General features: G+C 70.3%; 24 protein-coding genes. 9 read left to right on the top strand and 15 right to left on the bottom strand.

Annotated elements, in window-relative coordinates; genetic code table 11:
* Positions 1-16: 16 nt before the first annotated feature.
* Together A3G1_RS0128370 and A3G1_RS37270 are read right to left on the bottom strand one after the other, a co-directional pair.
* On the bottom strand, positions 17-1,204 hold the full coding sequence (locus A3G1_RS0128370; RefSeq protein ID WP_026212621.1) for a class I SAM-dependent RNA methyltransferase: 1,188 nt from the start codon (positions 1,202-1,204) through the stop codon (positions 17-19).
* Positions 1,201-3,219: an APC family permease gene (locus A3G1_RS37270; RefSeq protein ID WP_018352891.1), complete on the bottom strand. Its 2,019-nt coding sequence runs from the start codon at positions 3,217-3,219 to the stop codon at positions 1,201-1,203. The genes A3G1_RS0128370 and A3G1_RS37270 overlap by 4 nt, the downstream gene beginning before the upstream one ends.
* A 105-nt stretch (positions 3,220-3,324) precedes the next feature.
* Between A3G1_RS37270 and A3G1_RS0128360 the strand changes: the two genes are divergently transcribed.
* On the top strand, positions 3,325-3,990 hold the full coding sequence (locus A3G1_RS0128360; protein WP_026212620.1) for a potassium channel family protein: 666 nt from the start codon (positions 3,325-3,327) through the stop codon (positions 3,988-3,990).
* Complete coding sequence (locus A3G1_RS0128355; RefSeq protein WP_018352889.1) at positions 3,990-4,649, top strand: potassium channel family protein; 660 nt, start codon at positions 3,990-3,992, stop codon at positions 4,647-4,649. The genes A3G1_RS0128360 and A3G1_RS0128355 overlap by 1 nt, the downstream gene beginning before the upstream one ends.
* Before the next feature lie 18 nt (positions 4,650-4,667).
* Here the strand turns inward: A3G1_RS0128355 and A3G1_RS0128350 are convergent, their stop codons facing one another.
* Genes A3G1_RS0128350 through dut form a run of 5 tightly spaced genes read right to left on the bottom strand, consistent with a single transcriptional unit; the run spans position 4,668 to position 7,446 of the window.
* On the bottom strand, positions 4,668-5,159 hold the full coding sequence (locus tag A3G1_RS0128350) for an Imm21 family immunity protein (RefSeq protein WP_018352888.1): 492 nt from the start codon (positions 5,157-5,159) through the stop codon (positions 4,668-4,670).
* Positions 5,160-5,166: 7 nt separating this feature from the next.
* Complete coding sequence (locus A3G1_RS0128345) at positions 5,167-5,847, bottom strand: DUF3159 domain-containing protein (RefSeq protein ID WP_018352887.1); 681 nt, start codon at positions 5,845-5,847, stop codon at positions 5,167-5,169.
* Positions 5,844-6,221: an OB-fold nucleic acid binding domain-containing protein gene (locus A3G1_RS0128340; RefSeq protein WP_026212619.1), complete on the bottom strand. Its 378-nt coding sequence runs from the start codon at positions 6,219-6,221 to the stop codon at positions 5,844-5,846. Before A3G1_RS0128340 ends, A3G1_RS0128345 begins: the two co-directional genes overlap by 4 nt.
* 59 nt (positions 6,222-6,280) lie before the next feature.
* Positions 6,281-6,958 carry a DUF3710 domain-containing protein gene (locus tag A3G1_RS0128335; protein ID WP_018352885.1) on the bottom strand — a complete coding sequence of 226 codons (678 nt, stop codon included), beginning with the start codon at positions 6,956-6,958 and terminating at the stop codon, positions 6,281-6,283.
* A gap of 35 nt (positions 6,959-6,993) precedes the next feature.
* On the bottom strand, positions 6,994-7,446 hold the full coding sequence (dut, locus tag A3G1_RS0128330; RefSeq protein WP_018352884.1) for a dUTP diphosphatase: 453 nt from the start codon (positions 7,444-7,446) through the stop codon (positions 6,994-6,996).
* Here dut and A3G1_RS0128325 point away from each other — a divergent pair.
* Complete coding sequence (locus A3G1_RS0128325; RefSeq protein WP_051110700.1) at positions 7,439-7,948, top strand: DUF3093 domain-containing protein; 510 nt, start codon at positions 7,439-7,441, stop codon at positions 7,946-7,948. The genes dut and A3G1_RS0128325 overlap by 8 nt on opposite strands.
* 3 nt (positions 7,949-7,951) lie before the next feature.
* On the opposite strand, the gene A3G1_RS0128320 is transcribed toward A3G1_RS0128325, so the two are convergent.
* Positions 7,952-8,791: a hypothetical protein gene (locus A3G1_RS0128320; protein WP_018352882.1), complete on the bottom strand. Its 840-nt coding sequence runs from the start codon at positions 8,789-8,791 to the stop codon at positions 7,952-7,954.
* A 24-nt stretch (positions 8,792-8,815) separates the two neighbouring features.
* On the bottom strand, positions 8,816-9,118 hold the full coding sequence (locus tag A3G1_RS0128315; protein WP_018352881.1) for a DUF4193 domain-containing protein: 303 nt from the start codon (positions 9,116-9,118) through the stop codon (positions 8,816-8,818).
* A gap of 293 nt (positions 9,119-9,411) precedes the next feature.
* On the opposite strand from A3G1_RS0128315, the gene A3G1_RS0128310 reads away from it, so the two are divergent.
* A complete protein-coding gene (locus A3G1_RS0128310) occupies positions 9,412-9,948 on the top strand; it encodes a LytR C-terminal domain-containing protein (RefSeq protein ID WP_026212617.1) in 537 nt (178 codons plus the stop codon).
* A 66-nt stretch (positions 9,949-10,014) separates the two neighbouring features.
* Here the strand turns inward: A3G1_RS0128310 and A3G1_RS0128305 are convergent, their stop codons facing one another.
* Positions 10,015-10,830 (bottom strand): inositol monophosphatase family protein, encoded by an 816-nt coding sequence (locus tag A3G1_RS0128305; protein ID WP_018352879.1) that lies wholly within the window; start codon positions 10,828-10,830, stop codon positions 10,015-10,017.
* 185 nt (positions 10,831-11,015) lie between these two features.
* Between A3G1_RS0128305 and A3G1_RS0128300 the strand changes: the two genes are divergently transcribed.
* Together A3G1_RS0128300 and A3G1_RS0128295 are read left to right on the top strand one after the other, a co-directional pair.
* Positions 11,016-12,563 (top strand): RNA polymerase sigma factor, encoded by a 1,548-nt coding sequence (locus tag A3G1_RS0128300; protein ID WP_018352878.1) that lies wholly within the window; start codon positions 11,016-11,018, stop codon positions 12,561-12,563.
* 195 nt (positions 12,564-12,758) lie between these two features.
* Complete coding sequence (locus tag A3G1_RS0128295; protein WP_018352877.1) at positions 12,759-12,989, top strand: DUF7455 domain-containing protein; 231 nt, start codon at positions 12,759-12,761, stop codon at positions 12,987-12,989.
* Between the two features lie 82 nt (positions 12,990-13,071).
* Here the strand turns inward: A3G1_RS0128295 and A3G1_RS0128290 are convergent, their stop codons facing one another.
* The 4 genes from A3G1_RS0128290 to A3G1_RS40185 form a co-directional block, all read right to left on the bottom strand.
* A complete protein-coding gene (locus A3G1_RS0128290; protein ID WP_083937161.1) occupies positions 13,072-14,844 on the bottom strand; it encodes a DEAD/DEAH box helicase in 1,773 nt (590 codons plus the stop codon).
* Between the two features lie 10 nt (positions 14,845-14,854).
* Complete coding sequence (locus A3G1_RS0128285; protein ID WP_018352875.1) at positions 14,855-15,529, bottom strand: trimeric intracellular cation channel family protein; 675 nt, start codon at positions 15,527-15,529, stop codon at positions 14,855-14,857.
* Between the two features lie 38 nt (positions 15,530-15,567).
* Positions 15,568-15,786: a DUF3039 domain-containing protein gene (locus A3G1_RS0128280; protein WP_026212615.1), complete on the bottom strand. Its 219-nt coding sequence runs from the start codon at positions 15,784-15,786 to the stop codon at positions 15,568-15,570.
* A 79-nt stretch (positions 15,787-15,865) separates the two neighbouring features.
* Entirely contained in the window at positions 15,866-16,549 is a 684-nt protein-coding gene (locus tag A3G1_RS40185) for a hypothetical protein (protein WP_157641461.1), read from the bottom strand.
* Between the two features lie 171 nt (positions 16,550-16,720).
* Here A3G1_RS40185 and A3G1_RS0128270 point away from each other — a divergent pair, with 171 nt between their 5' ends.
* The 3 genes from A3G1_RS0128270 to A3G1_RS0128260 are packed head-to-tail and all read left to right on the top strand — an operon-like array spanning position 16,721 to position 19,397.
* Positions 16,721-17,641 (top strand): pseudouridine-5'-phosphate glycosidase, encoded by a 921-nt coding sequence (locus A3G1_RS0128270; protein ID WP_018352872.1) that lies wholly within the window; start codon positions 16,721-16,723, stop codon positions 17,639-17,641.
* Positions 17,638-18,558 (top strand): carbohydrate kinase family protein, encoded by a 921-nt coding sequence (locus A3G1_RS0128265; protein ID WP_018352871.1) that lies wholly within the window; start codon positions 17,638-17,640, stop codon positions 18,556-18,558. Before A3G1_RS0128270 ends, A3G1_RS0128265 begins: the two co-directional genes overlap by 4 nt.
* Positions 18,555-19,397 carry an ornithine cyclodeaminase family protein gene (locus tag A3G1_RS0128260; protein WP_018352870.1) on the top strand — a complete coding sequence of 281 codons (843 nt, stop codon included), beginning with the start codon at positions 18,555-18,557 and terminating at the stop codon, positions 19,395-19,397. The genes A3G1_RS0128265 and A3G1_RS0128260 overlap by 4 nt, the downstream gene beginning before the upstream one ends.
* Here the strand turns inward: A3G1_RS0128260 and A3G1_RS0128255 are convergent.
* Positions 19,378-20,577, bottom strand: a complete 1,200-nt coding sequence (locus tag A3G1_RS0128255) for a M64 family metallopeptidase (RefSeq protein ID WP_018352869.1) — start codon at positions 20,575-20,577, stop codon at positions 19,378-19,380. The two genes, A3G1_RS0128260 and A3G1_RS0128255, sit on opposite strands and share 20 nt — an antisense overlap.
* Between the last annotated feature and the right edge of the window lie 59 nt (positions 20,578-20,636).

Genomic DNA, 20,636 nt, shown 5'->3' with positions numbered 1-20,636 from the left:
CAGCGGGTCCAAACGGTCAAGGTCTGAACAACGCTACGCATTCGACGTGGTGGGTCATCGGGAAGCAGTCGAAGGCGCGCAGGCCCGCCAGCTCCCACCGGTACGACCGGAAGGTCCTCACGTCCCGGGCCAGCGCGGCCGGGTCGCACGCGACGTAGGCGACGGCCCGGGCGCCTGTCGCCACGATCTCCTCGATCACGGCGGCTCCGGCCCCGGCCCGTGGCGGGTCGAGTACGACGATGTCGGCCTCGCCGAGCCCTTCCAGCACGCGCTCCACCCGGCCGGTGACCACGTGGACCTGCGGCAGGCCGTCCAGGAGCTTCGCCGCGCCCGCCGTACCGGCCGGGTCGGCCTCCACCAGCGTCACAGAGCCCGTGATGCCCACCGCCTCGGCGAGCGGCACGGAGAACAGGCCCGACCCGCCGTACAGGTCGAAGGCCCGCTCCCCCGGCTGCGGAGCCAGGAACTCGAGCACCGCGGCAGCCAGGGTGCCCGCCGACTCCGGGTGCACCTGCCAGAAGGCTTCGGCCGGCAGTTCCCAGGTGTGCCCGGCCGCCGACTCGTGTACCCGGGCCGGCCCCGACACCACCCTCGGGCGGCCACGGCCCAGGCGGGTGAGCACGGAAAGCTCACCGGCCGAGGAGCTGACCACCTCGACAGCGTCCACGCCGCGCCACTGGCGGCCGGTCACGGGGGCCTTGCGGATCGCCGGGGTCGCGATCAGGCACTCGCCGATCGGGATGACCTCGTGCGAGCGGGCCGGGTGGAAGCCGGGGTAGCCGTGCTGGTCCACCGCGTACTGGACGCGGGTACGCCAGCCCAGCGGCCCGCCCGGCAGTTCCTCCACGGTGACGTCCACGCCGGGCAGTCCGCCGAGGCGCGCCAGCTGCTCGCGTACGACATCGGCTTTGAGGTCGCGCTGCGCCGCAGGCGTGGCGTGCTGGAAGTCGCAGCCGCCGCACCCACCCGGGTGGGCATAGCGGCAGGGCGCTGGGACCCGGTCGGGGGAGGGCTGGAGTATCTCGATCGCGTCGGCCCGCAGGTAACCCTTGCGCTCCTCGGTGATCCGGGCGCGGACCCGCTCACCGGGCAGCGCGTGCCGGACGAAGACGACCAGCTCGTCCAGCCTGGCCACACAGTGCCCGCCATGGGCCACCGGCCCGATGTCGAGGACCACCTCGCGCGGCGCGTGCGCGTATCTCATTCGCTGTCACCCGGCCGCGGGCCGCGGACGACGCCCGCGCCGAGCCGCTGGTCGAGCTTGCGCAGATCCTTGTGCTCGCTGGACGCGAGCTGCCACGGCACGCTGGTCACCATCACACCCGGTTCGAAGAGGAGCCGGCCCTTGAGCCGCAGAGCGCTCTGATTGTGCAGGAGGTGCTCCCACCAGCGGCCGACCACGTACTCGGGGATGAACACCGTCACCACGTCACGCGGGGCGTCGCGGCGGAGCGACTTCACGTAGTCGACGATCGGCTTGGTGATCTCCCGGTACGGGGAATCGATCACTGTCAGTGGCACCGGGATGTCGTGCGCGCTCCACTCCGCCTGGAGGCCCCGCGTGTCGCGTTCGTCGATGTTGACCGTGACGGCGGTCAGGGAGTCCGGCCGCATGGCCCGCGCGTACTTCAGCGCGCGCAGCGTCGGCAGGTGCACCTTGCTGACCAGCACGATCGCGTGGTTGCGGGCCGGCAGGGTCATCGCCATGTCCTCCGGCGCGACCAGCTCGGCCGACACGCGGTCGTAGTGGCTGCGGATCGCGGTCATGATCACGAACAGGACAGCCATCGCGGCGATCGCGATCCACGCCCCGGACAGGAACTTCGTGATCAGCACGATGATCAGGACCACGCCGGTCAGCACGAGGCCGATCATGTTGATGATCCGCGAGCGGTGCATCCGGTTACGGGCTCCCGGGTCGCGTTCGGTGCGCAGCAGCTTGTTCCAGTGCCGGACCATGCCGGTCTGCGACAGGGTGAACGACACGAACACGCCGACGATGTAGAGCTGGATCAGCCGGGTCGGCTCGGCCTTGAAGGCCACGATGAGCACGGTGGCGAACACCGACAGGAAGAGGATGCCGTTCGAGAAGGCCAGCCGGTCGCCACGGGTGTGCAGCTGACGCGGCAGCCAGCGGTCCTGGGCCAGGATCGAGCCGAGCACCGGGAAACCGTTGAAGGCCGTGTTGGCCGCCAGGAACAGGATCAGCGCGGTCACGGCCGCCACGACATAGAGGCCGACCGACTCCGCGCCGAACACGGCGTCGGCGATCTGCGTGGTCACGGTCTTCTGCACGTACCCGGCGGGCGCCGCGCCCAGCTGGCTGCCCGGATCCTCCACGTACTGGAGGCCGATCTCGCGGGACAGGAAGATCATGCCGAGCAGCATGCTGATCGACAGCGTGCCGAGCAGCAGGAGCGTGGTCGCGGCGTTCCTGCTCTTCGGCGGCTTGAACGCCGGTACGCCGTTGGAGATCGCCTCCACACCCGTCAGCGCCGTGCAGCCGGACGAGAACGCCCGCAGCAGCAGGAACGCCATCGCGAACTGTGTCATGTTCTCGTGGTCCGGCTCGGGCAGCACCTGCACGCCACGCTCGACGGCGCTCTCGGCCAGCACCGTCTCCCCGAGAACGAAGATCTTGACGAAGCCGTAGCCGATCATGCCGAGGATCACGACCATGAACCCGTAGGTCGGGATGGCGAACGCGCTGCCAGACTCCTTGATCCCGCGCAGGTTCATCGCGGTCAGCACGACGACTGCCGCCACCGCGATGAACACGGTGTGCTCCGCGACCCATGGCACGGCCGAGCCCAGGTTCTTCACGCCAGACGACACCGACACGGCGACGGTGAGGACGTAGTCGACCAGCAGCGCGCTGGCGACGCCCAGCCCCCACTTAGGACCGAGGTTGACTGTCGCCACCTCGTAGTCGCCGCCACCCGAGGGGTACGCGTGGACGTTCTGCCGGTAGCTGGCGACCACGACGACCATCACGAGGGCGACGGCCAGCGCCATCCACGGCGAGTACACAAAGGCCGCAGCCCCGGCCACCGACAGGGTCAGCAGGATCTCGTCCGGGGCGTACGCGACGGACGACAGGGCGTCGGAGGCGAAGACCGGGAGGGCGATCCGTTTCGGCAGCAGGCTGTGATGGAGCCGGTCGGAGCGAACCGGCCGGCCGACAAGCAGCCGTTTCAGGAAGGACGTCGGGCTGGCCACGCCCGACAGCGTACGTTGTGGCTGCACACGATGCTGACCGACCGGCGAAGTGGCACGCCGACCGTGTAGCGTCCCTGGCGGGGAAACTCTCGCTGGAGGCACGAGTTGCGAATCGTGATCATGGGCTGCGGACGGGTCGGCTCGACCCTCGCCCAGAGCCTGGAGGAACGCGGCCACGAGGTGGCCGTGATCGACCAGAATCCTGAGGCCTTCCGGCGGCTCGGCCCGGACTTCAGCGGGCACACCGTCACCGGGGTCGGCTTCGACGCCCAGGTGCTCCGCCAGGCCGGGATCGACCAGGCCGACGCCTTCGCCGCCGTGTCCAGCGGCGACAACTCGAACATCATCTCGGCCAGGGTCGCGCGCGAGACCTTCGGCGTGCACCGGGTCGTCGCCCGGATCTACGACCAGAAACGCGCGGAGGTGTACGAGCGGCTCGGCATCCCCACCGTCGCCACCGTGCGCTGGACAGCCGACCGGATGCTCCGCCACCTCGTACCGGAGTCCACGCCCGAGCTGTGGCGCGACCCGACCAGCACCCTCGCCATGATCGAGGTACCGGTGCACACCGACTGGATCGGCCACCCGCTCCGCCAGCTCGAGGAGGCGGCCGGCACCCGCGTGGCGTACCTGATGCGGTTCGGCATCGGTACCCTGCCGACGGCCTCGACGGCCATCCAGGACGGCGACCAGCTGTTCATGCTGCTCACGGACGGCATGATCCCGGCGGTCACCAAGGTCACCGGCTCGGCACCCGAGGGAGCGCACTGATGCGGATCGCGATCGCCGGGGCCGGCAACGTCGGCCGGTCCATCGCCACGGAGCTGATCGACAACGGCCACCAGGTGCTCCTGATCGACAAGCAGCCGAGCATGCTCCGCCCCGAGCGCGTACCCGACGCGGAGTGGCTGCTCGCCGACGCCTGCGAACTGTCCTCTTTGCAGAACGCCGAGCTGGCCAGCTGCGACGTCGTGGTCGCAGCCACCGGCGACGACAAGGTGAACCTGGTCGTCTCGCTGCTGGCCAAGACGGAGTTCGCCGTGCCGCGCGTCGTGGCCCGGGTCAACCGCGCCGAGAACGAGTGGCTGTTCACCGAGCAGTGGGGCGTGGACGTGTCCGTGTCCAAGCCGCGCCTGATGGCCGCGCTGGTCGAGGAGGCGGTCACCGTCGGCGAGCTGGTCCGGCTGATGACCTTCCGGCAGGGCCAGGCCAACCTGGTCGAGATCACGCTCCCCGACGACGCGCCGTACATCGGCCGGCCCGTCCGGGACATCACCCTGCCGCACGACTCGGCCCTGGTCGCGATCGTCCGCGGGAACCGGGTCATCGCCCCCAGCCCCGACGACCCGCTCGAAGCCGGCGACGAGGCGGTCTTCGTCTGCACCGCCGAGGTCGAGGACGCCGTCCGCCAGGTCATGCTCGGCATCTGAGCCCCAGCCGGGGCTCTCCTAGCGCGGAGTCAGCCGGACCAGGGTCAGGTACGCCTCTGGAGCCTCCACAGTGGCCGCTTCCACGATGTACGTGCCGGGCTCCAGGTCGATCCGCAGGTGCTCCTCGCCCGCGATCTGGCCGGCCTCGTAGACGGAGTCGAAGAGGACCACCGGCCCGGGCACCGTCCACCACGTGTGTGACACCCAGTCGGCCTCCGGCAGCAGCTCGCCGACGAGCGCCGGAAGGTCCCGATCCACGTCAGCCGCCGTCACTCGCAGGAAGGTCCGGTGCTCCGGCAGGTACGTCGTCCGGGCCGGCTCCTCGCCGAGAACGAGTGCTTCGAAGCCGCCGACGTTGATCACGTCCACGTGGTCCTCGACGTCACGGGCCCGGCCGTAGTCCCCCGGCTCGTCCGCATACCCGTCGCTGGCTCCGCCCCACTCGCGGCAGGCCGGCTCCGGCATCACGATCAGCGGGCCGCCCAGCGACCTCACCCAGGCCGGGCTCACAGCAGGCTCAGGCGGTGGCCGGGTTGACCGGGCGGCCGGCCCGCCGGACAGCCCACGCCGTCACGGCCAGGCCCAGCACCCACGGCGGGTACCCGAGGCCGAGGCGCGCGATGCCCAGCGCCGTGGCGCTCGCGGCCTCCGAGGCCCAGAGCGCGTACTGGATGCCGCCCTTGACCAGGAACAACGCGGCCCAGAAGCAGGTGACCCAGCGGAACGTGCGGACCAGCTCCATCCGGGCGGACCAGTCCTGCTTGCCGCCGTTGGCGACGACAGCCCACACGTAACCGATGATGGGCTTGCCGACCAGCACCGAGCCGAGCAGGACGACGCCGTAGACGACGTTGGTGATGATGCCGGGCAGGTAGAAGGCCTTGGCGTCGCCGGTCTTCCACGCCAGGTACGCGCCGATCGCGATGCCGACGAGCCCGTTGACCGCGTGCCGGACGGTCTGCTTACGCCACAGCCGGTACGCGGCGATCACCAGGGCGCTGGCGACGGCGCACCCGATCGCCCAGTTGAGCGCGCTCGGCACCTTCAGATACCCGAAGAGCACGTTGCCCAGCACGAACACCACGACCGGAATGCCAGACTCGATCAGGCCGCGCACGCCGCCGAGCTGCTGGGCGAGCTGTTCGGAGAAGGGCGGAAGCTGCTCGGACCCCTTCTCCTGCTCCGAAATATCGGTCATGGGGTCTCAATCTCGTAGAACGGGTTGTAAATCACTTTACGGCCGTCCCGGATCGCGATCCGGCCCCGGGCCTCCAGCAGCCGCCCCGGCTCGATGCCGGCGATGTGCCGGCGGCCCAGCCAGACCAGGGTCACCACGTCGGTGCCGTCGTAGAGGTCGGCCTCAAGGGTCGGCAGGTTGGTCCGCGGCGTGTAGACGACGGTCTTGAGCCGGCCGGCCACGGTCGCGAGCTGCCCGCGCTGGCAGTCGCCGACCCTGTTCTCGCCATACTCGGCGGACTCGCGCTGCTGCTCCTCCGCCTCCAGCTCAGCCTCGCTGGCCGTCAGCCGCCGGAGGAACCGGCGCAACGGAGACTCCTGTGCCTGGGTCGCCATGACCTTGGTAACACCTCCCGGGGCCTCCAGCCTACCCGCCTCGGCCCCGGTAGCGGCGTTCATGAACCGTTGAGATCCTGCCGCGGGTGCGGCGAGGGCTTGCGCTGCTGCGCCTCAGCCTCAGCTGCCTGCTGGGCCTGCTGGGCGGCCGCCTGCTCGGCGAACTCCTTCGGCAGCCGCAGCGGCAGGCCGTCGCCGACCGGCCTGGCCTCGCGGTCCCGGACCACGACGACCTCACGCAGCGCGGCGACCAGCGGCTTGGCGGCCTCCTCGTCGTGCACAGCCTTGCCCTGGAACAGGCCGCGGAGGAACCAGCGCGGGCCGTCGACGCCGATGAACCGCAGCTCGGCGGGGCCCTCCGGGGTCGGAACGGTCGCCAGCAGCTCGACGCCGAACTCGCCCTCGCCCTCCTCTGCCTGGCCGCCCTGCGCGGCGATCGAGCCGGCGATGTCGGCCCGGGCCTCGTCCCAGATCTCGTCGGTGCGGGGCGCGGCGAACACGCCGAGCTGGAGGCCGCTGTCCTCAGTGGCCAGCACGACGGCGCTGATCTGGCCGTCGTCGGTGGCCTGCATCCGCAGCTCCAGGTCCGGCAGGGCCGGGACGAGCAGGCTGCCCAGGTCGAGACGCTGGATCCCGTCGTCCTTCGGCGCGGCGGCCGAGTCGTACGGGCCGCTACCCGGCTCCACGGCCGCGCCAGCCTCTGACTCCGCGGCACCCTTGTCACGCCGTCCGAACATGCTCACAGCTCCTACTCGTGTACGCCAGTCCGCTCCTACTCTGCCAGAGCGGAGTGCCCTCCGGTGGACCCGTGCCCGCCCGCGCCCCGGCTCGTGACGTCGAGGGTGTCGGTGACCGCGAACGCCGCCCGTTCCACGCGCTGGACGACAAGCTGCGCGATCCGGTCACCGCGCTCGATCTTCGCCGGGGCCGGGCCGTGGTTGATCAGGTTCACCCTGATCTCGCCCCGGTAGCCGGAGTCGACGGTGCCGGGCGCGTTGAGCACGGTGACCCCGAGCCGGGCCGCGAGGCCGGAGCGCGGGTGCACGAGCCCGACGTACCCGTCCGGCAGCGCGATCGCGATGCCTGTGCGGACGATCACCCAGCCACCGGCCGGGATCTCGGCGGCCTCGGCGGCGAGCAGATCAGCGCCTGCATCGCCCGGATGGGCATAAGCCGGTACTGGCAAATCAGGGTCAAGCATCATTAGCTGGACATCAATGGGCACCCCAGGACTCCTTCTAGTCACGCAGTACTCTCACAGAGTGGCGTCGCGATCAACACCCCAGTACCAAGAACGACTGTTCCTGCCCTGGTGGTTGTGGCTCGCCGCCGTCGGCCTCGCCGTCCTGCTGTCGGCCGAGCTGCACCTGGGCGCTCCTGGCCTGCGGGAATGGCTGCCGTACGCCATCATCCTCCCCCTGACCGTACTCGCGACGGCCTGGCTGGGCAGGCTCCGGATCCAGGTGGCCGACGGCGAGCTGCGCGTGGACGACGCCCGGCTGCCGGTGAAGTTCGTCGCCGAGGCCACGCCGCTGTCCCCGGCAGCCAAGCGTGACGCGCTCGGCGTGCACGCGCACCCGCTGGCCTTCGTCGTGCAGCGGCCGTGGATCAGGGACGCGATCCTCGTCACGCTTAACGACCCGGCGGACCCGACTCCATACTGGATCATCAGCACCCGCCGCCCGGAAGCGCTGGCCGCGGCGATCGCAGCCGCGCGACAGGGATAGTCCTCAGTAGCCGATCGCGCGGCGGCGCAGGTCCTTGCGGACCTCGCCGCCCAGTGACCTGGTCGCCTTCCGGTTGAGGAAGCCACCGACCGCCGCACCCGACAGCAGCGGGCCGAGCGTGGTCAGGCTGCGGCCGAAGCGCTTGGCGATCTGCTGGGTGAGCTGCTTGCGGGCGTTCGTACCCAGCACCACGGCCATCGCACGCGTACCGGTCATGAGCGTCACACCCCGCTGGGCCGCCCACGCCTGCAACAGGGCGACAGCGCGCTGCTTGCCGTTGCCGGGGACCGGCTGCCCGTACACCTCGTGCAGCTCGCCGATCAGCTTCAGCTCGACGGCCACCACGGCCAGCGTCTCGGCTGTGAGCAGGACAGGGGTACTGAGAAGGGTCGGCGGTGCCACCCACTCGACAGTGGCGATGCCACCTCCGGCGGCACCGATCGCCATGGTCACCCGGCCGGCGTTGCGGACCAGGCGCTCGGCCAGGGCGTCGCCATCCAGGCCTGGATAGTGCCTGCGCAGCGTCGCCAGGTCACGGATCTTGATGTGCGGGGCCACGTCGGAGACGGTGTCGGTGATCCACTCGACGGCCTTCTTCGGCCGCCAGACGTTCCGCCACGTCCTGCCCGTCTGCGCGGCCAGCCGCCGCAGCAGCTTGCGCCGGTCGGCCTGGCTGAGGTCCTCGGCTGTCAGCTCGGCGACCGTGCCCGCCAGCTCACCGTCCACCACGTTCGGGTCCGGACGCGCGGCCAGCCGGTCCAGCTCGTGCCGGACCGGCTCTTCGGCTCCCGGGGTTCGCCCGGGGACCGGGAAGCTCTCAGGCTCCCCGGTGGTGTCTCCCATAGCTGCCTACTTTATCGACCGCGCTCAGGCCGCGCACTCCTTGCAGACCAGCTCGCCGTTCTTCTCGTATGCCAGCTGGCTGCGGTGATGCACCAGGAAGCACTTCGAACAGCGGAACTCGTCCGCCTGCATCGGCAGGACCTTCACCGTGAGTTCCTCGTCGGCGAGGTCAGCCCCCGGCAACTCGAAGCTCTCGGCGACCTCGGCCTCGTCGACGTCAACGGCGCCGGACTGAGCGTCGGTCCGTCGCGCCTTGAGTTCCTCGAGGCTGTCAGCCCCGTCGGCTTCGACTTCGTCCCGACGCGGGGCGTCGTAGTCGGTGGCCATCGGTGTCACACTCCCATATCTCTTCCGAGCCCGGCATACCCGCCGGGCACCGCTCGTTCATGTGCCCTTGCACTATCCGTGGCGCCAAAGTACCCGCCTGGGCGTGGCACCTTACCGCTCCTTGCCCGAAGTTGTACGTCGAATACCCGTCAGACATTCCCGATGTGATCGAGGCGACATCAAAGTAGGGCGCAAGTTGCCTGACCCGGGGTCGGCACGCCGAGGCGGTCGCTTCGAAGTCCTGCGGCACGCGCTAACCTACCCGGCATGTCCAGCACGACGGGGAGCCGCACATGACCTTGTCCCGAGTACGCGCTTTCGCCGTCGTGGGTACCCTCCTGCTGGTCGCGGTCATCGTAGTCACGTGGGCACTCATGCACGACAAGCAGGCTGGCTCCACCAGTACGGCGAAGAGCTGTCCCAAGGGTTATGTGGCCGTGGACACCCGCCAGCCCCCGCCTGCCGACATCAAGGTGAACGTCTACAACGGAACCGACGAGACCGGTGTCGCGGCCAAGGCCGCCGACGGGCTGGCCAAGGAAAAGTTCAAGGTGCTGAAAACCGACAACGACCCGAAGCGCAAGACCGTGAAGGGTGTCGTCGAGTTGCGCTACGGCCCGAAGACGGTGGGTGCCGCGCACGTGCTGCGGGCCTATTTCCTCGTCGACGCCGACGCGCCGGCCGAGTTCGATCCGAAGCGGACGGACGACGTGGTCGACGTCGTGCTGGGCGCGCAGTTCAAGCAGCTCGGCAGCCCGACCGAGGTCAAGCAGAAGATCAGCGCGCTGCGCGAGCCCCAGCTCCCGGAAGGCACCTGCGCCGGCAAGTAGCCACCCGATCGAGAAATCCCCGCCTGGCAGCTCCGGGCGGGGATTCTTTTTTCCTGTGTACCCGGGTCAGGGTCCCCCGTCAGCGTCCAGCTCCACCAGGAGGGCGTGCAGCGCGTCGAAGATCGCAGCCGGGGCGGCGATCACCATAGACGGCCCGGGCGGGGCGCCACGCAGCCCGGAGACGACCAGCCCGGCCTCGGCGGCGATCAGGCCACCGGCGGCGTGGTCCCAGGCGTTGAGGCCCTTCTCGTAGTACGCGTCGACCCGGCCCTCCGCCGCGTAGCAGAGGTCCAGCGCCGCCGCGCCGTACCGGCGGATGTCGCGCACCAGCGGCAGCACCTCCGCCACCACCCGCGCCTGGTGCGCCCGCCGGTCAGCCGCGTACCCGAACCCGGTCGCCAGCAGCGTCATGCCCAGCTCGGTGACCTCCGAGCAGCGGATCGGCTCCCAGTTGCGCATGGCTCCCCGGCCGCGCACCGCCGTCCACTCCTCGCCGGTGACCGGGTTGTGCACCACGCCGGCCACGACCTGCCCGCCGATCTCGGCGGCCAGCGACACCGCGTAGCCGGGCAACCCGTACAAATAATTGACAGTGCCGTCGATCGGGTCCAGTACCCACCTGACGCCCGAACCGCCCTCGCTCGCCCCCGTCTCCTCGCCCAGTACCGCGTCACCGGGCCGCAGCTCGGCGAGCGCCGACACGACGAGCCGTTCCGCTGCCTGGTCGGCGGCGGTCACCACATCGGTGGCGGTGCTCTTGGTCGCCACGTCGCCGATGGCCTCAGCCCGGGTACGACGGGCCAGCTCCCCGGCCCGCCTGGCAAGATTCACGGCGAGTTCCAGCAGCTCAGCGGGGTCGGCATCGCGTATGTTCTGCTTCACTGGCTGAACCTATCTCGTGCTGTGTGCCGCCGTGACGAGCTGTCTGGCAGATCCGGCGTTACAATTCACGCTGCCCGTGCGCGCTGAACCGCCGCGGGGGCCAACAAGACAACCGCTCCATCCGCCGCCGGTCAGCCGTGAGGCTGTGCCTGCTGTGCCCGATCACCGCCACGGGAAGGTCATTCGTGACAGACGCCCGCCGCACCGGCGCCGATGTTCAGACACTCACCGACTCGCTGATCGCCCAGGCTAATGCCGCCGGCGGTCAGCTCGGAGCTGCCGAGCTCGCACGTGAGGTCGAGGCCGCGGGACTCAACCCTGCGCAGGCCAAGAAGATCCTCCGTGCGCTCGCCGAGGCCGGGGTCACCTTCGCCGTCGACGGCTCCGGTTCGACGCGGCGCAAGGTCGCCGCCGCCCGCAGCGGCAGCCCAGCTTCCAAGGCCACCACGGCCAAGGCCGCTCCCGCCGTGAAGAAGGCCGCCGTCAAGAAGGCCGAGCCAGCCGAGCCCGTCACGGTGGTCAGGAAGGCCGCCGTGAAGAAGGCCGTACCTGGTGAGGACGGCCCGGAGGCCGGCCTGGTCGCCGCGACCGCCCCGGCCGCCGCGAAGAAGGCCGCCGTCAAGAAGGCCGCAGCTCCCGCGAAGAAGACCGCGGCCAAAAAGGCAGCCGACCCGGCCAAGAAGGCCGCTGGCAAGGCTGGCGAAGAGCCGCAGGCCGGCCCCGGGGAAGAGGAGCCGGACGAGGAGGACTTCGAGTGGGATGACGAGGAGTCCGAGGCCCTGAAGCAGGCCCGCAAGGACGCCGAGATGACGGCTTCCGCCGACTCGGTGCGGGCCTACCTCAAGCAGATCGGCAAGGTCCCGCTGCTCAACGCCGAGCAGGAGGTCGAGCTGGCCAAGCGGATCGAGGCCGGGCTCTACGCCGCCGAGCGGCTGCGCGCGGTCGAGGAGGACGGCGAGAAGATCACGCCGCAGCTGCTCCGCGACCTCAAGTGGGTCAACCGTGACGGCGAGAAGGCCAAGAACCACCTGCTCGAGGCCAACCTCCGGCTCGTCGTCTCCCTCGCCAAGCGCTACACCGGCCGTGGCATGGCCTTCCTGGACCTGATCCAGGAGGGCAACCTGGGCCTGATCCGCGCCGTGGAGAAGTTCGACTACACCAAGGGCTACAAGTTCTCGACGTACGCCACCTGGTGGATCCGGCAGGCGATCACCAGGGCGATGGCCGACCAGGCCCGGACGATCCGGATCCCGGTCCACATGGTCGAGGTGATCAACAAGCTCGGCCGGATCCAGCGCGAGCTGCTCCAGGACCTGGGCCGGGAGCCCACCCCGGAGGAGCTGGCCAAGGAGATGGACATCTCCCCGGAGAAGGTGCTGGAGATCCAGCAGTACGCCAGGGAGCCCATCTCGCTCGACCAGACCATCGGTGACGAGGGCGACAGCCAGCTCGGTGACTTCATCGAGGACTCCGAGGCGGTCGTGGCTGTGGACGCGGTCAGTTTCTCGCTGCTCCAGGACCAGCTCCAGTCGGTGCTGCAGACGCTGTCCGAGCGTGAGGCCGGCGTGGTCCGGCTGCGCTTCGGCCTGACCGACGGCCAGCCGCGCACGCTCGACGAGATCGGCCAGGTCTACGGGGTGACCCGGGAGCGGATCCGGCAGATCGAGTCCAAGACGATGTCCAAGTTGCGGCATCCGTCCCGTTCGCAGGTTCTGCGGGACTATCTCGACTAAGTAACGATCAGCCCCTCCCTCAAACCGGGAGGGGCTTTCGTTCTCATACGTCTTTGTGACAAAAATCGCCTGTCCCGGCCTCGGGAAGGCATCGGCCCCGCCCGGTGTTGGACGATGAGTGCGTAACAAAGACTTGCCCCTGCGGCCGTGGGGGTGTTCCCTTGGACGCACCGGTGAAGCAGAGGAGGATGAGGCATGACCCCGACCCTCACGCCGCCCACTGAGTCGGCGGCCCCGCCCGCCGCCAGTGAGCGCTGTGATCGTTGCAGTGCCGCGGCGAAGCTCCGGGTCGTGCTTGCTGGCGGAGGTGACCTGCTGTTCTGCGGTCACCACGCGAACAAGTACGCCGAGGATCTGGTGAAGATCGCCGTGGATTTCGCTGCGGAGCCGGAGTTCACCTGGCGCGGTGCGGTCCTGAAGAAGTAGTCCCAGTTCTAGGCGTAAGCATCGAAGTGCCCCGGAGTCAGCTGACTCCGGGGCACTTCTCGTTGTCTGGTACCCGACTCTCTTACCAGGACTGCAGGGTCGCGATGCGTTCCTCGAGCTGCTCGATGGTGGCCTGGGCGCTCGGCGGGCCGCCGCAGAGCCGGCGCAGTTCCGCGTGGATCTTGCCGTGCGGCTGGTTGGTCCGGTGGTGGTGCGCGCCGACCAGGTCGTTGAGCTGACGGCGGAGCAGGATGCGCCGCTCAGCCGGGGTACGCGGGGCGGCGGGCTGGCGGGGCGCCACGGGCTCCACGGCGGCCGGTGTTGACCTGCGGGCCGCCTTGACCTGCTCGGCCTGCCGCTTGGCGAGCAGCACCGACACCTGGTCGGGCGTGAGCAGGCCCGGCAGTCCGAGATAGTCCTCTTCCTCCTGCGAGCCGGACTGGACCGGGGTGCCCCAGGAGGCCCCGTCGTAGATCACCTGGTCGAGCTCCGCGGTCGCGGACAGCGCCGTGAAGGTCTGCTCCAGCTCGCCGCTGGCCTTCTCCGAGCGTTCGGCCCGCTCGGCGAGCAGGACGTCCTCGTCCTTCTTCTTCACGTCGCCGAGGACGTGGTCGCGCTGGACCTCCATGTCGCTGGCCAGCTCGAGGAGGTTCGGCACGCTCGGCAGGAACACCGAGGCGGTCTCCCCCGGCCGTCTGGCGCGCACGAAGCGGCCGATGGCCTGCGCGAAGAACAGCGGGGTCGAGGCGCTGGTCGCGTACACGCCGACGGCCAGGCGGGGGATGTCGACGCCCTCGGACACCATCCGGACCGCGACCATCCACCGCTCGTCCGACTCGGCGAACTCGGCGATCTTCTTCGAGGCCCCGGGGTCGTCGGACAGGACGACGACCGGCTTCTCCCCGGTGACCAGGTGCAGCAGCTTCGCGTACGCGCGGGCGTTGTTCTGGTCGCTGGCGATGACGAGGCCGGCGGCGTCGGACATGCCGCCGCTGCGGACGATCTGGAGCCGCGCGTCGGCCGCCCGCAGGACCTGGGGCATCCAGTCGCCCTTCGGGTCCAGGGCTGTCCGCCAGGCCTGCGCGATCAGGTCCTGGGTGAGTGGCTCGCCGAGCCGGGCCGCGAGCTCGTCGCCCGCGGAGTTGCGCCAGCGCGTCTCGCCGGAGTAGGCGAGGAAGATCACGGGGCGGACGACGTTGTCGGACAGCGCGTCGGCGTAACCGTAGGTGGTGTCGGACCTGGACTTGCTGACCCCGCCGCCGAGCTGTTCGTACTGCACGAACGGGATCGGGTTCTCGTCGGAGCGGAACGGCGTGCCGGTGAGCATCAGGCGCCGCACGGCGGGCTCGAAGGCGCTGCGGACGCCGTCGCCCCAGCTCCGTGAGTCGCCGGCGTGGTGGATCTCGTCGAGGATGACCAGGGTCTTGCGGGTCATCGTCCGGCGGCGGTGCACGTCGGGCGCCATACCGACCTGGGCGTAGGTGAGGACCACACCGTGGAAGTCGCTGGACGTGTGCACGTCGGAGTTACGGAAGCCCGAGTCGAGCGCGATGCCGGCCCGGGCTGCGGCCCGCTCCCACTGGACCTTGAGGTGCTCGGTGGGGGTGACGACCGTGACAGCGTCCACAGTGCCGTCCAGGATCAGCTCAGCGGCGATCCGGAGCGCGAACGTGGTCTTGCCGGCACCGGGCGTGGCGACGGCGAGGAAGTCCTCTGAGCGGCGGCGGAGGTAGGTCACCAGTGCCCGCCGCTGCCAGTCCCGCAGCGGCGACAGCGCTTCGATGTCGGGGCGGGGCGGGGCCACGCGTGTCCTCCTCACATGACAAGACCTCCGCGGGTTCGCCCGCGAAGGCATGGTGCAGAGCTTAGTCCGTCCGGCCGCCGGGGGCCGAATTTCCCCGCCTGCGGCGCAGGGGCCGGTACTCGCGCTCCTCGGCGACCGGCACCTGCCACGAGCTCTTCAGGAACCCGAGGCGCAGGGCGAAGACCAGGACCGCGGCGAGCACGGTGAGTACCGGGGCCTTCGGCAGCTGCCACTCGATCACGGCCACCGCCGCCGCGCCGACCAGCGAGGCCAGCGCGTACACCTCCCGGCGCAGGACGACCGGGATCTCGCCGGTCAGCACGTCGCGCAGGAGCCCGCCGCCGATACCGGTGATGGTGCCGAGCAGGATGGCTCCGACGGCTGGTACGCCGGCGTCGAGGGCCTTGAGGGTGCCGGTGACGGTGAACAGGCCCAGGCCGGCCGCGTCGAGGACGAGCACGGTACGGCGGAGCCGCCTGACCGCCGGGTGCAGCCAGAACATCGAGATCGACACGGCGACGGCCACGGCCACGTACCGCCAGTCGGCGAAGGCCAGCGGCGGGACCTGGTTGATGACGAGGTCACGGATCATCCCGCCACCGAGCGCTGCGACCATGCCGATCATGGCCACGCCGAACAGGTCGAGCCGTTTGGCCACGCCGGCCGACGCACCGGAGGCCGCGAAGACAGCGACCCCGATCAGGTCGAGAAGGAGCAGACCGGCCGCGGAATCCATGCACGCACAGTACGCCGCCGGAACAGGGGCACAGCGGGCTATTCGGCCATCGACTCGTAGATCTCCTTGCACGCCGGGCAGACCGGCGAGCCAGGCTTGGGGGCCTTCGTCACAGGGAAGATCTCGCCACACAGCGCCTGGACGAAGTTACCCATCACAGCGCTCTCGGCGATCTTGTCCTTGAGGACGTAATGGAACATTTCGGGGCCGGTGTCGGCATCCTTGAGCTCGGGACGCTCGAGTACTTCAGTGCTCACCCAGACAGTGTGCCACGGCCCGCTGACGGCCGGCCTGGCCAGCTTCCGTGCCTTTCGTGACCCTCACAGCCCCTCCGGGCTAACCCTGCCCCTGGCAGTTGGCGGGGCCGGAGGTGGCCATCGTGCGCAGGTCGAAGGACACCTCACGGGTACCCCGGTGGTCGGTCACCAGGACGGTGCTCTCGCCGGCGAAGCGCGCCTCGACGTCGGACGGGCGCTCGCTGCCCTCGCCGCCGGGGAAGGGCACGCCGGTGACGCAGGCCAGCGGCTCGTGGCTCTGCCTGCTGAACACACCGGCCCTGGTACGCACGACGATCGTCTGCTTGAAGTCGTGCATGGTGTCGTAGCTGGTCAGGACCAGCTCGGCCCGGCCGTCCGGCGAGACGGCGATCGTGCGTTCTGTCTCGCTGGCGCTGAAGAACCTGATCGCGCCGAAGAACAGCGCCGGAGCCAGGAACACGAGCGCCAGCGCCCAGGTCACGGCGAGCACGGACTGGCCCCACGGCTTGCCGTCAGCGCGGATGTTGCACCCGAACCCGGCCAGCAGCAGCACACCCAGCGCCGCCGCCCACGGATGGCCGAACAGGAGGGCGAGGTAGAGGTAGTTACCCGGATTCCACGTACCGAGGACGGCGGCCGGCACGATCAGCGCTGCGAGCCCGAACATCCCCCACGACACCCACAGCCGCCACCGGGCCACCTGGAGATCCCAGGGGTCGGCGGGCGCGAACTCCCCGAAGTCGAGCACTGTGGGCTGCGGCACGCCCTCGATGATCGGGGGAAGGCCCGAGCGCTGCAACCCTGTTACCGGCCGTGCCGGGAGCCCAGTTACAGACCTGCGATCCTGTCCAGCCACCGGGCCCGAGGTGATCATGCACACGGAGATGGTGGAGCAGGGAGCGGCCGGACAGCTTGCAGGCATACGCTCGCAAGGGTGAACGGCTTCGAGATTTCCTATGGTCCCGAGGTGGCTGCCGCTCGTACGGCAGGCGCACCTATCGTCGCGCTGGAAAGCACGATCATCTCGCACGGGCTGCCGAGGCCGGACAACCTGGCGATCGCCCGGCAGATCGAGGAGACGGTCCGGGCGCAGGGCGCGGTGCCGGCCACGATCGGCATGATCGGCGGCAGGCTCGTGGCAGGCCTGGACGACGAGCAGCTGACCCACCTGGCCACCAGCGACGACGTGGTGAAGCTGTCGGTACGGGACCTGGCGATCGCCGCAGCCTCCGGTGCCGACGGCGCGACGACCGTGGCGAGCACGAGTGCTGTGGCCGCCGCCGCCGGGATCGGCGTGTTCGCGACCGGCGGGCTGGGCGGGGTGCACCGGCTGGCGAGTGAGAGCTTCGACGAGTCCGCAGACCTGGTGACCCTGGCGCGTACCCCGATCTGCGTGGTCTCGGCCGGCGTGAAGTCCATCCTGGACGTCGGGGCGACGCTGGAACGGCTGGAGACGCTGGGTGTTGGCGTGCTCGGGTACCAGACGAAGCGGTTCCCCGGGTTCTATCTGACCGACTCGGGTTTCGCGCTGGACTGGTCGGCCGACTCGCCGGAGCAGATCGCCCGGGTACTGCACGCGCGCACGGCGCAGCAGGCCAGCCAGAGCGCCCTGGTCGTCGCGAACCCGCTGCCGGTCGACCAGCAGCTCGACCCGAAGCTCCACGACCAGGTACTGGCCGAGGCGCTGCACGAGATGAAGCTGCACAACATCTCCGGGAAGGGCGTGACGCCGTTCCTGCTGGCGTACTTCCACGAGCACACTCTGGGCGCGAGCCTCGACGTCAACGTGCGGATCATCCTCCGGAACGCCGAGCTGGCGGCGCGGATCGCCGTCGCGGCAGCAGCCGTCCGGTGAGGATCGTCGTCGTTGGTGACCTGGTCACCGACGTGCTGGCCTCGCTGTCAGGGCCGCTGACGCTGGGCTCGGACACGACGGCGGCGATCAGGGAGACCGGCGGGGGTTCCGCCGCGAACACTGCCTGCTGGCTGGGTTCGCTGGGGGCGCCGACGTCGCTGGTCGCCGTCGCCGGTGACGACGCGGCCGGGCGGGCCCGGGTGGCCGAGCTGAGCTGCGACTCCGCCGTGCGGTTCGCGCCGGAGGCTCCGACCGGGACGGTGATCGTGCTGTCCACGGCCGACGAGCGCAGCATGGTCACCGATCGCGGGGCGAACGCCCTGCTGAACGCGTCCGATGTGGACAGTGCGCTGCCGGGTGCTGGCCACATGCACCTGTCTGGCTATGTGCTGTTCGATCCGCGTACCGCTGCCGCCGGCCGTCATGCGCTGGCCGCTGCCCGGAGCGTGGGCGCCAGCACGTCGGTGGACGCCGGGTCCGCTGGCCCGCTGCGGATGCTCGGTCCCGAGCGGTTCCTTGACTACGTACGCGGTACCGACCTGCTCCTGGCCAACCTCGACGAGGCGTACACCCTGGTCGGGACCACGCCGGGCGTGCCGGGCATGGTGGCTCCGGCGGAGCTGGCCGAGTTCGCCGCACGTCCGGAACCGGAGGAGCTGGCGCGGCGCCTCGCCGCGTACGCGGTGCACGCTGTGGTGAAGCTCGGGGCCGCAGGCGCGGTGTGGGCAGGACCGGACGGAACTGTCGTCCGGGTGCCCGCGGTACCGGTGGAGCCGGTCGACCCGACGGGCGCCGGAGATGCCTTCGCCGCCGGGCTGCTGGCGGCATGGCTGGGCGGCGCGGAACCGGGGGCGGCGCTGGCGGCAGGGGCCGAGCTGGGCGCGCGGGCTGTCACGCAGGTGGGCGCCCGGCCGTGACCCTGGTCTTCTCCCGGTCGGCCGTCGAGGCGGCCCTGGATGCCGGCGAGGCTCTCGGCCTGCTGGCGGAGGGCTTCCGGGTGGCCGGGAGCGATGGGCAGCGGCACCGTGGGGAGCTGCCCGGGCCGGGTACGGCGATGTGCCTCATGCCCGGACTGCTGCCAGGCATTCCCGCCTACACGGTCAAGGTGAACGCGAAGTTCCCCGGATCGACTCCGGCCCTGCGTGGCGTCGTGTGCCTGTTCGACCTGGCCACCGGGGAACTGCTCGCGTTGCTGGACTCGGCCAGCGTCACGGCCTGGCGGACCGGGCTGGCTGCGGCGCTGGCGATCCGCGTACTCGGGCCCGAGCGGCCGGAGACGATCGGGTTCGTCGGGGCCGGGGCACAGAACGCGATGGTCCACAGGGGACTGGCTCACGCGGGTACACAGGAAAAGGTTGTGGTCTGGGATCTGGACCCGGCGAAAGCTGCGGCCTTCGCGGCCGGAGCCGAGGTCGCCGACCCGCTGCCCGTGGCGGATGTCGTGGTGTGCGCGACATGGGCCCGCGAACCGATCGTGCGCGAACGGCGACCAGGCCAGTTCCTGGTGAGCCTGGGAGCAGACGAACCCGGCAAGATCGAAATCGGGTTGGACGTCCTGGCCTCGTCACGCGTGATCGTGGATGATCTGGCGCTCGGCGTGCCCGGTGCGGCCGGGACGCTGGGGCAGGTGCTGCGCGGGGAGATCCCGGCGCGCGCCGACGTGTATCTGCCGGTCGGCCTGCCGTGGCAGGACCTGGCCCTGGCCTGGACCGTGTACCAGACCAGGGCCGGGACCCCTATTGACCTGCTGAGCTGACCGTCCACGCGCGCTCGGCGGTCATGTGCTTCGCACGGAAGGCCTCGTCCCGGACGGCCGTGGTCGTGTCCGTGACGACGGCACGGAGCTTGTGGCTACCGGTGAGGTTGAGCGTGACCGCTGACCGCCCGGCCCACGCCGCGACCTCGGTGCCGTCGAGGTACCAGCGGACGTCCAGCTGGTACGGCAGGCCGAGGTCCACTGTGGAGGTGCCGGTGACCGCGCCCTCGGCGTTCGGCTTGAGCAGCGGGGCCTTCTGGTAGAACGCCATGATCATGGCTTCGCGGCCGGGCAGGTTGAACTGCCTGCCGAGGCTGCGCATGATCGAGTTGCTGGTCGGCCGGTAGATGCCCCTGACGGAGTACCTGCCGCCCTCGTAGGCCCCCACGACGCCGCCGTCCGGGGACTGCTCGCCCAGCCAGCGGGACCACTTCGCCGCGCCGGTCGGGTCGACCGTGACGTTGACCTCCGACGGCTCGTTGCTGCCGTAGGTCTCGGGGCCGCCGTACTCGTACTCGTCGGCCAGCCCGCCCAGCGAGTGCCCGAGCTCGTGGATCGCGATCTGCCCGGCGAGCGCGTTACCGCCGGCCGCGGTGGCGATCCGGCCGCCGGCCCCGCCGTACTTGGTGGTGTTGGCCAGCGCGAGGACCTGGTCGGCGGCCGGGGCGCGGGTGGCGTACGAGTTCGCCTTGCCCTCGTTCGCGCACAGCAGCCGCTCGATCCCCGCGCACCAGAAGTTCATGTCGAGAGCGGTGTCGCGGAGCACCCCGACGGCGGGATCATTGTCCACACCGGACTCGGCGGACACGACGTTGACCTGCCAGACGTTGAACAGGTTCCGGTAGGAGCGGAACGGCTCGACGGCTGCCAGTTCCTCCCACTTGCTGACGACGTGCTGGTGGTAGAGGCCCAGGTCGGCAGCCGTGTACCCGTCGCCGACGAACACCAGGTCGATCCGCTCCGAACTCGGCCCGGTCACCTGGACCGGCGTGACCGTGGTGTGCCCGACGGAGGCCGCGCCCGCACTGGACGAGGGCTGCACCGGGGGGGCCATCCGGGTGATCGAGCCGTCGGGCGAGAAGACCTCGCGCCACTCGCGCGGGCTGTCAGCCTGGGCCGGGGCCGGAAGAAGAGCTGCCCCGGTGATCAGGGCAGCGAGGAGGGTTGCCGTGCGCCGCATGGTTCCGTCCTGGGGGTTGGTCGGATGTGACGCATGACATATCGGTACCGGGCCGGTGC

It is taken from the genome of Longispora albida DSM 44784 (genome assembly GCF_000379825.1).
Classification (GTDB): domain Bacteria; phylum Actinomycetota; class Actinomycetes; order Mycobacteriales; family Micromonosporaceae; genus Longispora; species Longispora albida.
Note: the sequence above shows the minus strand (reverse complement) of the source record. Positions and strands in the feature narration are given on the sequence as shown.

Coding starts and splice junctions, on each gene's coding strand:
- A3G1_RS0128370 (WP_026212621.1), bottom strand. CDS start 1,204: ATGAGATACGCGCACGCGCCGCGCGAGGTGGTCCTCGACATCGGGCCG.
- A3G1_RS0128355 (WP_018352889.1), top strand. CDS start 3,990: ATGCGGATCGCGATCGCCGGGGCCGGCAACGTCGGCCGGTCCATCGCC.
- A3G1_RS0128345 (WP_018352887.1), bottom strand. CDS start 5,847: ATGACCGATATTTCGGAGCAGGAGAAGGGGTCCGAGCAGCTTCCGCCC.
- A3G1_RS0128340 (WP_026212619.1), bottom strand. CDS start 6,221: ATGGCGACCCAGGCACAGGAGTCTCCGTTGCGCCGGTTCCTCCGGCGG.
- A3G1_RS0128335 (WP_018352885.1), bottom strand. CDS start 6,958: ATGTTCGGACGGCGTGACAAGGGTGCCGCGGAGTCAGAGGCTGGCGCG.
- A3G1_RS0128325 (WP_051110700.1), top strand. CDS start 7,439: ATGGGCACCCCAGGACTCCTTCTAGTCACGCAGTACTCTCACAGAGTG.
- A3G1_RS0128320 (WP_018352882.1), bottom strand. CDS start 8,791: ATGGGAGACACCACCGGGGAGCCTGAGAGCTTCCCGGTCCCCGGGCGA.
- A3G1_RS0128315 (WP_018352881.1), bottom strand. CDS start 9,118: ATGGCCACCGACTACGACGCCCCGCGTCGGGACGAAGTCGAAGCCGAC.
- A3G1_RS0128310 (WP_026212617.1), top strand. CDS start 9,412: ATGACCTTGTCCCGAGTACGCGCTTTCGCCGTCGTGGGTACCCTCCTG.
- A3G1_RS0128295 (WP_018352877.1), top strand. CDS start 12,759: ATGACCCCGACCCTCACGCCGCCCACTGAGTCGGCGGCCCCGCCCGCC.
- A3G1_RS0128290 (WP_083937161.1), bottom strand. CDS start 14,844: ATGCCTTCGCGGGCGAACCCGCGGAGGTCTTGTCATGTGAGGAGGACA.
- A3G1_RS0128285 (WP_018352875.1), bottom strand. CDS start 15,529: ATGGATTCCGCGGCCGGTCTGCTCCTTCTCGACCTGATCGGGGTCGCT.
- A3G1_RS0128255 (WP_018352869.1), bottom strand. CDS start 20,577: ATGCGGCGCACGGCAACCCTCCTCGCTGCCCTGATCACCGGGGCAGCT.